The sequence below is a fragment of the Victivallis vadensis genome (assembly GCF_003096415.1).
In the GTDB taxonomy this organism is placed as follows: domain Bacteria; phylum Verrucomicrobiota; class Lentisphaeria; order Victivallales; family Victivallaceae; genus Victivallis; species Victivallis vadensis.
In genome coordinates, this window is the sequence record NZ_QEKH01000035.1 from 39952 (window position 1) to 49193 (window position 9242).

Here is a 9242-nt window from a genome sequence, read left to right on the forward strand (position 1 = left end):
ATCCGCCGGATGGCTGAAAAATACCGCCTCCGGCTGGACTTTTCACCAATTCGGCAGTACATTTCCTGAAATTCAGGAGGACATTTTCTTATGGATCAGATTCACCGGAAGTATGAACTGCCGCACACCAGCCGCCGCCGCGAGGAAATCGAGTGGTCGATCCACTACGCGTTCAACGCGGGGGACCGTACCCTGCCGCGCGTGCTGCTGGTCGGGGATTCAATCTGCAACGGCTACCACGCGCAGGTGCGCGAGCGGCTGCTCGGCATCGCGAACGTGACCTTCTGGGCAAGCTCCAAATGCGTGACCGATCCGGACTACCTCCGCGAACTGGAATTCATTCTTGAGGAGTATCCGCTTGACCTGATTCACTTCAACAACGGCCTCCACAGCCTGACCACCGACCGCGCCGAATGGGAAGCGGCGCTGCGCAACACCTTCCGGATGATCCTCGACAAGCTGCCGGGAATCCGGCTGATGTGGTGCGCCAGCACTCCGCTGACCGATCCTGAACTGACCGCTCAAGCGGTCGAACTCAATGCGATCGGTGCACGGGTTGCCGCGGAATTCAATCTGCCGGCCGACGACCTGTTCAGTGTGATGAATCCGCTGGACCGCAAGGAATTCTGGTGCGACAAATACCACTTCACACCGGCAGCGAAAGAGCTGCAGGGCGATGCGATTACCCAAGCCCTGAAGCCTTTCCTGAATACAACCGGGAACGCCGATCCGGAAGCCTTCCGGCGCGGCACCGAAACCGGCCCGGACGGTGCATTGAATTAATAGCGGCTCACTTCGGCGGCGGTCTCCGCCTCGAAATGCACATAGCGCCCGACATAGATTTTCCGGGTGCGCTCCGGCAGCGGCATATTTTCCGGCGGCGCGGCCAACTGCAGCTCATACGCCTCCAGCCGGTCCGCCCAGTCGGCGGCGCGGCCGAACAGCAGTACGCTCCGGCAGAGCGACGCGGGCGGCGGCTCCACTTTCTCCGCCCATGAGTCGAGCGGGATCTCCGCCCCCTGCCCCGGCAGGTTGCGGCGGATGAACTCCGCGACTTCCCCCGCCGTCCACTCCCGGTCATACAGCGCCAGCACCGGATCATTCCCGCGCAGCCGCAGCATCAGCACGCCGTCCGCCCGGAACAGTTCCGGCGCACTCCCGTCGCGCATTCCCCACCCGGCAATCCAGATTGCGGCGACCACGGCGACCGCCGCCCCGGCCGCCGCCAGCAGACGGCGGCGCGACACTTTCGGCAGCCACAGCAGCACCACGGCGGCGCAGAATCCGAGCAGCAGCAGCCACGACAGCAGCCAGTTCAACAGCGGCAGGGTGCCGAACGAATAAAAATCGAACAGCAGCGGCCAGTCAAAGCAGCTCGCCAGCGTCGCGGAGACCAGCGTACCGACTACCGCGCACCACAGCGCCGGCCGGAACGGTTCCGAACGGCGCGGAAGCCGGAACAGCGCGACCAGAACCGCAAACACATAAAGCACTCCCGGCACCGCGCCGAATTCGACCAGCCAGGTCAGGTGGGAATTCACCAGCGTGCGGCACACGATGCCGGAACCTTCCGGCAGCAGGAACTCCGACACGATCCGTCCCGAATCCCCCAGCCCGCAGCCGCCGGGCAGCAGCGAAAACAGTTCCGCCCCGCCCCGCCAGATCACCGGACGGTTGGTCAGCGCCCGGTCGATCCCGAAGCGGCCGAGCATCCCGGAGAGCGCGAACGCCGCCACCAGCACCACCAGCGCCGCAAGGCCGTATTTCAGGAAGCGACGGCCGTAGAAGCAGCAGAAAAAAACCATTTCCATCACCAGCACCGCCATGCCGGTGCGCGAACCGGTCAGCGCCAGCGCCGCGATCAATCCCGCCGCGGCGATGCCCGCCACGACCTTCGGCCGGCGCCCCGGCCGGTTGAAAAGCGGCCACAGCAGCGGAAACAGCAGGGTAATCAGCGCGGCGGCATGGTTCGGGTTGTAGAAGCCGAAGCCCCAGCGCACAATGCCGTCGCTGGTGAATTCCATCATGGCCTGACCAGTCCTTTTATTTTCTCCGACAGGTAGTTGCGATACTCCGGATCGATCGACTCCGCCTGACTGACCGGATAGACGATCCCGCTCTCGTCGTCGGCGACGAAACGCGGCGGCACCCGGTCCAGCCACTCCGCGAAAAAGGTCCGGGCGACCTCCAGCACTTTCGGGTTCAATTCGTGACCGCCGGGCAGCGTCAGCCAGAGCAGCCGCCCGCCCTTTTCGCGGTAGTTGAATGCGAACGTCCGGGAGATTTCAAAGCGGACGTCGTCCCCCAGCCCGCAGCTCAGCAGCGCCGGAGCCGGACGGGTGAACTTGTTCCCCCTGAACGGGAAATAGACGCCGCAGCCATGTGCGCCCCACGCCCCCACTCGGTGCGGCGCGTAGTTATAGAACAGGTTCGCGCACTGGCCTCCGGCGGAGTAACCGAAATAGAGCAGCTGCTTTTGCGGGACTCCGTATTTTTTTTCGACCCGCGCCACGGCATTGAACAGCGCGCGGCCCGACCACTTCTCCGGCTCCCAATAGTCGTCGTTGAAGAAAGATGGCGCGAGCAGGACCAGCCCGTAACGGTCGGCCAGCCGGTCGAACCGGTAGGCTTTCAGGGTCTGGGCGGCTTTCCAGTTGCGCCCGCCGAACAGCACCATGATCCGGCTTTGCGGCGTGATCCGCTCCGGCAGCCGGACCGCGAATTCGAGCCGGCGGTTATTCGGCGCAGAGGTGGCAACGGTGAAGGTTTCCACTTTGGCGGCTCCGGCGCAAAATGCGGCAACCAGCACAAGCAAACAGAAAAGACGGATCATTTCCTCACCGGGGCGGGTTTGCCCCACGCGAGGGCGATTTCGTTGCTCGGCAGCAGCACGCGGTCCTCCAGAGGAATATTGGCGGCCTGCACCGATTTGACCGGATAGAAAAGCTGGTCCTGATCGTCGCCGATCCATACGGGAGGAGCTTCCGCGGCGCGCCCGGTTTTGCTGCCGCCGAGGTCTTCGAGGTGGCGGCGGTGGTAGAAGCCGAGGAATTCGCGGGCGAGCCGGTAGGACTCCATCGGCACGGAGTGGTTCAAATTCGGATAGGATTTCCAGATGATGTTTTCGCCCTTGGCGCGGGCGTTTTCGACGAAGCGGCGCGAAATGATGTAACGCTGGATGTCCGCATCGCCGCAGGTGACCAGCCCCGGCACGCCGCGCATCCGGGTGCTCGGCGTGTGGAACACTCCTCCGGCATGGGAGACCCACGCCCGGGTCATCGCCGGTTTCCACGCGGGAAAGAGGTTCGAGCACTGCGAACCGCCGGAAAAGCCGTAAAACAGCAGTTTGGTGGTGCAGACCCGGTACTTGGATTTCAACATCGAAAGCGCCTTCAGCAGCGCGGGGCCGGACCACTCCTCGGGTTCCCAGTAGTTGTCATCCTTGAATCCGGGTGCGACGATGAAGATTTTATTCCGGTCGGCCCATTCGGCCCATCCGGCTCCGCCCTGCGCTTCGCCGGCGCCGGAGGTGTTGCGCCCGCCGAAATAGACCAGAATCCGGTACTCCAGCCGGTCGGCGGAGCGGTAGGTGCGGGGGATGCGGCAGTGAAACGTGACCTCCGGATTCTTCGGAGCCTTGGTTTTCACGACGATCTGTTCGATCTTCGCTGCCGGTGCCGCCGAAGCCGCCGCCGGAAGCAGCAGCATCCCCAGAACCCCCAACCCGGCCACACACCATTTCCGCACTCCCGCAATCCCCATCATCCCCTGTCCTTCCCCGTTTCCGGCCCGCCTTAATGGGACGGCCCTCTTCCCGCCGCCCCGGCAAACCGCATTTTCAGACTTTGCTCCTCAAAGCAATCCAGTTTTCACTTATTAATATGTTTACTTTTACAATTTTTTCAAGTAATTTTTTGTTCAAGCAGAAAAAAATCATCTTTTTCAAGGTTTTCTCACGTATTGTCCGGGAGTTTCAAACCACATTTTTCCTCACCGCCATTTATTTCCCGTGAGTATACCTTGCCACTCCGGCGTCGGATTTGCGGATCGAAATCTCGGCGACTCCGCCCACCGAAGAAGGAGCCAAAGTCCCGCTGATCTGAAACTCCGTTTCACTCTCGACCACCCGCCACGGCCTTTGCCGCAACACCTCTTTGCCATAGATGCCGACCAGAACGGTTTCGGCGACCTTGACGGCATCCTCTTTGCTCAAATTCAGATTCACTTCGGCAGGAGCCGTCTTGATGGTTATGCTGTTTTCAGGTTTCGGCTCTGCAACAACCGGTCTCCGGCGGCAAACCTTATCGAGACTCTTCCGAAGTTCCGCCAGTTCCGGCTCCAGTTCGCGGTATTCCGGCCGGATTGCCGTGCCGGAATAATATTTCTCCAGAACGGCGCTCCGCAATGTTTCGGCCACCGGTTTGAAATCGGAATTCACCTCATTCAGCCGGTCACGGTGCTTCAGGATCAGCCGCAGCCAGGCGTCGGCGAAATCCCATTCCTGTTCGGGCTTGACCTCCATCGGCCAATGCTCAAGGCACCAGTTGAACGTCATGGCGGTCTTGACCGGGTTGACCGCCGCGGCCTGTTCCAGATACCTGAAAAACTCTTTTTTCCGGGGCGCCAGCATTCCCAGAAACAGATTCAGGCCGAAATCATCCGGCGAACCGGCGAGCAACTGCTGCGCGACCTCTCCCGCCTCGTTCCACTTGCCGACGAAAGCCAGCGCCAATGCGGTTTCGCGCGAAGCGGCGGCATCGGGTGGCAGTGAATCAAGATAAAGCGCAGCCCAGAGCGCCGGAACCAGCGTATGTGCCGGGACCACATTTTCCTCATCGAGCAATTTCAACGCGGCCTGCCGTCCCAACTCCCGGTTTTGCAACACGCTCCTGAAATAGATTCCATAAGCGGAAAATTGACGCATCGGCCTGCGGAGAGGAGTTGCAAAACTTTTCCGGGAAGGCGAGAGAACCCCTTTGCCGGCAATGCGCAGCATCCGGAACTGCCGCAAGGAGGAACGCCCTCCTGCCTTCTGCGGGACAATCCTGCCCCCGGACGCCTCTCTTTGCTCTCCGGTATGATCAGCAACAAAAATCACGGCTTCCTCCGCAACAGGAGGCGGCGCCTGTCGTTCCATTGGCGGCTCTCCCGCAATAACGGAAAGACAGCCGCCAAGCAACAGCAATACGAAATGTTTTTGATAGTTCATTTTTCGTCCATCCCTGTTTCCGTCACGAATTACGGCATAATCTCCCAATTTATGGAATAAGCCGCTTTTCCCGGATATCATAGCTCTTTTACGGTATTTTTACAACTTGAATATCTCACAGGTTAAAATCTGTATCATATTTCAGAAAATTTCCGGACAAACCTTTCGGGAGTACGCAGCGGTGCCGGTGTCGGCTCCGGCATGCCCGGGCCTGAACGCTATCTCCTTTTACGTTCTGCCGCGATTCCGGAAAAGAGACCGCTGCGTACTCCCGAAAGGTCTGCCCGCCGGACCATTTTCCCGCGGACAGACTATTCTTTAACCAACACTTTGGGAAACGTTCTTTCAGAAGATCATTTCCCCAATAAAGAATCTTCCTTAAAGTTCAGTTCCCCCCTTTTGGCATACCGGGTGCAAAATCAGCAGTTTTTTTACCTACATCAATTGTCACAAAAAGCTGAAAATCAGGAATAGCGACTTTGGGTTGCCTCCGTCCATCATCGACGGAAATACCTGACACGTACTTCCAACTCTGCTCCTCGTTCTTTGAATAAGATACAGGTTTCGGTTCCTCCAATTTCATAAGAAGCAACTCTTTTTTAAAGCGCCCTTCCATTTTCTTTTTGGCAAGTAATTGGTATTCATTTTTGTACTCTTGCCCCAAAGGGAATACATGGCTCCGGGGATTACATAAAAACGTAGTCATTCCCGGAGAACTGAATACAGCATATTGCCTGTCCGGCAAACATTCGGCTACAGTATCAATTCTAAAATTGAGCTTTTTTCCGCCTTTTGCATCATCTCGATATGTAAAACAATAAATGTGTCCTGAATCCAGCGATAATTCAAAAACAGAATTCCAATAGTACTCCTTCTGCCCTCTCAAGTCTACTAACCGAAATTTTAAACTGACATATTCATCTCCCGCCGGCCGCAACTGTTTTAATTTAAAATACCACGCTGCATTTGTATCCGAAAATGGAGAATAGTGTTCAATATTTTCCAATATGTAATCCGCTTCGCCGGAAGTATTTTCCACTTCCGCGGCAGAAGGATAAAATGAAAAACAAATTCCCCACAATAACCAAACCAACCCCAAGCTTCGATTATCCATAAATACAATCTTGAACCTGTTTCAGATTAAGTTGCCACAGCCACATTATCCACTAATATATAATATCTTTTTTAGAAAATTTCCGGACAGCCCCTTCGAGAGTACGCAGCAGTGCCGGTATCGGCCCCGGTATGCCCGGACATGAACGCTATCTCCTTATTACATTCCGCCGCGATTCCAAAAAAGAAACCGCTGCGTACTCCCGAAGGGCCTGTCCGCCGGATCATTTCCCTGCGGACAGACAAAGTTTCAATTAACTATTTTAGTGATTTTCTCTCAAGATTATTTTCTATTTCTATTCAGATGAACAATAGTTTCTCTCCCCCAAATAGAACATTTATAATATATAAAATCACACACCAAAATAAATCAACCTACTTTGTATTATTTTTTACTAATTTTATATTGATTTTATTCCCATTCAAAAAAACTTGCAAAGGTAAATTATCTTGCTTCCGTGACCTTCTCACAGAAACAGATGTAATATTATCATCTTTGTGTATTAATAAATCAAACCCTCGCAATTCATAATATAAATAAGAGAATATTTTATTATTTTCAATATTTAAAATAAATGCTTTGGCTTGAAAAGGTTTAGTTCTTAAATTTAAATTACATATCTTGATAAGAAGTTGTACCATTAATCTTTCATCTAAGGATAAAATAATATCAGGCCTTTGTTGGAGTTGGGAAAAAAAATTGTTCCAAAATTCTAAGCGTCCCAAATTATCCAAAGAATAACTGAACCAAAAAGTTAGAAAAATTGTTTTTTGTGGAGCTTGCTGAAAACTTTTTTCCCATAATCGTTGAAAAGCAGGTAGGTTGCTGCCAACTGCCGCAGAACCTAAAAGCAGATCAAGCAATTCTGGCCTAAGTGGTGCATTTTGAAATGTTTCCAACTCCTTATAGTTTTGAGTAAGTAGACAAGAAAAAGCCTGACTAGCATCTAATGGTATCCTATTATGATTATAAGTGTAAAACTCATAATAAGCGGGAGCTATCAAAGAAATTTGCTGAAACGAATCCGGGACTTCGAGCACCCCCGGTGTCAATAGAATAGCCACCGCCTGTTCAAATGGAGGAAAATACTCTTTCTCTACCCCATCTCGAAACTCGGAAGATAGCCAACGTGTTTTTAATATCTCACAAAGTGAAGTTTTCTTTTGACGAAAAACTTGTTCCTCTCGCTCCAATTGCTCAAATTTTCTATCCAATTCTTCTTGTAATCTTGAATTTAAGATATCATCACCCAACAACAAAACGCCAGTAAAAAAACAAATACAATATGCTATTCGGAACATGCTTTACTCTCCACTACGGTAATTCCACCAACTTGGACCCGCGACAATGATGCCTTTCCTATTCCTTCCACTCTACCGCATTCATATATCTTTTGAGTTTGCGTAGAATATGTATCAAAAAGGACCTGAATAGTAATAGATCCATCATGATTCTGCTTAGTGGAATCTTTACAGTCATGCTTATAAGTATATATAAATGACAAATTTGGTGCAGAAACTAATGGAAGTTCTTCCGATGTTTTGCAACCTATAGTGAAGCTTTTTGATGTCAGACTTCCACTTTTAAATTCATTATTGTATTTAGTTGTATATCCACAAGAAATCATTTTATAAACCTCCTCTTTAGGAGGAGGATTTTTAAAATCATAATCATATACAGCACCGCTCACATCCATATATTTACATAATCCTAATGGATCAATTGTAAATACCATATTATTGACATACGCCAGATTGTTCCATCCATCGGGATAACCGAGCGGGTCGGTGGTCTGCCACTTGCCAAGATCCGCGCGGTAGTTGCGGAACAGGAAGCTGTACCCTAAGCCGTCGACTTCGGGTTTGCCGGTGAAGAAGTTCACGGCGAGGTTGGGCTTTTCGCCGGGCTTGAGTTCTCCGAAGGCGTCGCGGTCGATGGCGCTGAACTTTTCGCCGTCCTTCACGCCGAGGGTGTTGCCGAGCATGTCGTCGAAAAGCATCTTGTCTCCGGCGAGGATCGGATTGCCTCCGGTTACGGCAGGCTCGTTCACGTATTTCAGGTTGTTGCGGCTCAGCAGCGCTAAGCCATCCCACAGGAAGGTTTCTTTGCCGGCTCCGTAGTCGGCGGTCGCGAGCTGGCCGCTGATGTCGTAGCTGTAACTCTGCGTGGTCTTGCCGTTTTCGGCTACCTGCATCACCTTGTCGAGCCAGCCGTAGGCGAAGGTCCTTTCGCCCTCCTTGACCATGCGGCCTGCCGCGTCGTATTCGTACTTCGTAACCTTGCCGTCGGCATTCTTGCTGCTGACCAGCTGGTTCGCCTTGTCGTAGGTGTAGGTCGTGGTTTTGCCCGCAACGGTCTTTGACAGGATGTTGCCCGCCGGATCGTACACGTATTTCTCGACCTCCTTGCCCGCCGGATCGATGACCGCGAGCAGCTGGCCGATCTTGTCGTACTTATAGCTCTGCTTTACGCCGCCGACTTCGCGGCCGCTGATCGTGCCGTCCTTGTCGTAGAAATATTTCAGGTTCGCGGTATCTTCCATGCCCGCGATGCTCTTCGCGGCGAGCTGTCCGAGCTTGGTATAGCTGTACCGGACGGCGATGCCGTTGGTGGTGCGGGTCACGAGCTGGTTCTTCGTGTTGTACGCATAAGTGACGGTATCGGAACCGGATACGATCTTTGCGAGTCTGCCGAACTCGTCATATTCGCGCTTTTCGCTGAAGGTCACGCCGTCAGCGGTGGTCACGCGGCCGGTACGCTGCCCGTAGTTGTTGTACGCATAGCGGCTGACCGTCTTGCTCTCCTTGCCGTTTTCGACGGCGGCTTCGACTTTTTCAGTCATCCTGCCGAAGTAATCGTAGGCGTAAGTCGCGCTGCGCTTTACAGTTGCGTCAACCTTGCTGCTCGCGATCAGCTTGC

General features: G+C 53.7%; 8 protein-coding genes. 1 reads left to right on the plus strand and 7 read right to left on the minus strand.

The window, feature by feature from the left end:
• Nucleotides 1-90 precede the first annotated feature (90 nt).
• Complete coding sequence (locus C8D82_RS17200) at nt 91-783, plus strand: SGNH/GDSL hydrolase family protein (RefSeq protein WP_116885526.1); 693 nt, start codon at nt 91-93, stop codon at nt 781-783.
• On the opposite strand, the gene C8D82_RS17205 is transcribed toward C8D82_RS17200, so the two are convergent.
• The 7 genes from C8D82_RS17205 to C8D82_RS17230 form a co-directional block, all read right to left on the minus strand.
• Entirely contained in the window at nt 780-2027 is a 1248-nt protein-coding gene (locus C8D82_RS17205; protein ID WP_133245260.1) for a hypothetical protein, read from the minus strand. The genes C8D82_RS17200 and C8D82_RS17205 overlap by 4 nt on opposite strands.
• On the minus strand, nt 2024-2833 hold the full coding sequence (locus C8D82_RS17210) for an alpha/beta hydrolase family protein (protein WP_116885528.1): 810 nt from the start codon (nt 2831-2833) through the stop codon (nt 2024-2026). The genes C8D82_RS17205 and C8D82_RS17210 overlap by 4 nt, the downstream gene beginning before the upstream one ends.
• Entirely contained in the window at nt 2830-3765 is a 936-nt protein-coding gene (locus C8D82_RS17215; protein ID WP_133245261.1) for an alpha/beta hydrolase, read from the minus strand. The genes C8D82_RS17210 and C8D82_RS17215 overlap by 4 nt, the downstream gene beginning before the upstream one ends.
• Nucleotides 3766-4000: 235 nt before the next feature.
• Nucleotides 4001-4924, minus strand: a complete 924-nt coding sequence (locus C8D82_RS17220) for an NTF2 fold immunity protein (RefSeq protein ID WP_165833161.1) — start codon at nt 4922-4924, stop codon at nt 4001-4003.
• A 670-nt stretch (nt 4925-5594) separates the two neighbouring features.
• Complete coding sequence (locus C8D82_RS20830; protein WP_133245262.1) at nt 5595-6323, minus strand: hypothetical protein; 729 nt, start codon at nt 6321-6323, stop codon at nt 5595-5597.
• A 374-nt stretch (nt 6324-6697) separates the two neighbouring features.
• The gene (locus tag C8D82_RS20835; protein ID WP_133245263.1) at nt 6698-7624 is read right to left on the minus strand and encodes a hypothetical protein; all 927 of its coding nucleotides are present in this window, start codon (nt 7622-7624) and stop codon (nt 6698-6700) included.
• The coding region (locus tag C8D82_RS17230) for an RHS repeat-associated core domain-containing protein (RefSeq protein WP_133245264.1) at nt 7612-9242 on the minus strand (1631 nt) is incomplete at its 5' end. The genes C8D82_RS20835 and C8D82_RS17230, both read right to left, overlap by 13 nt.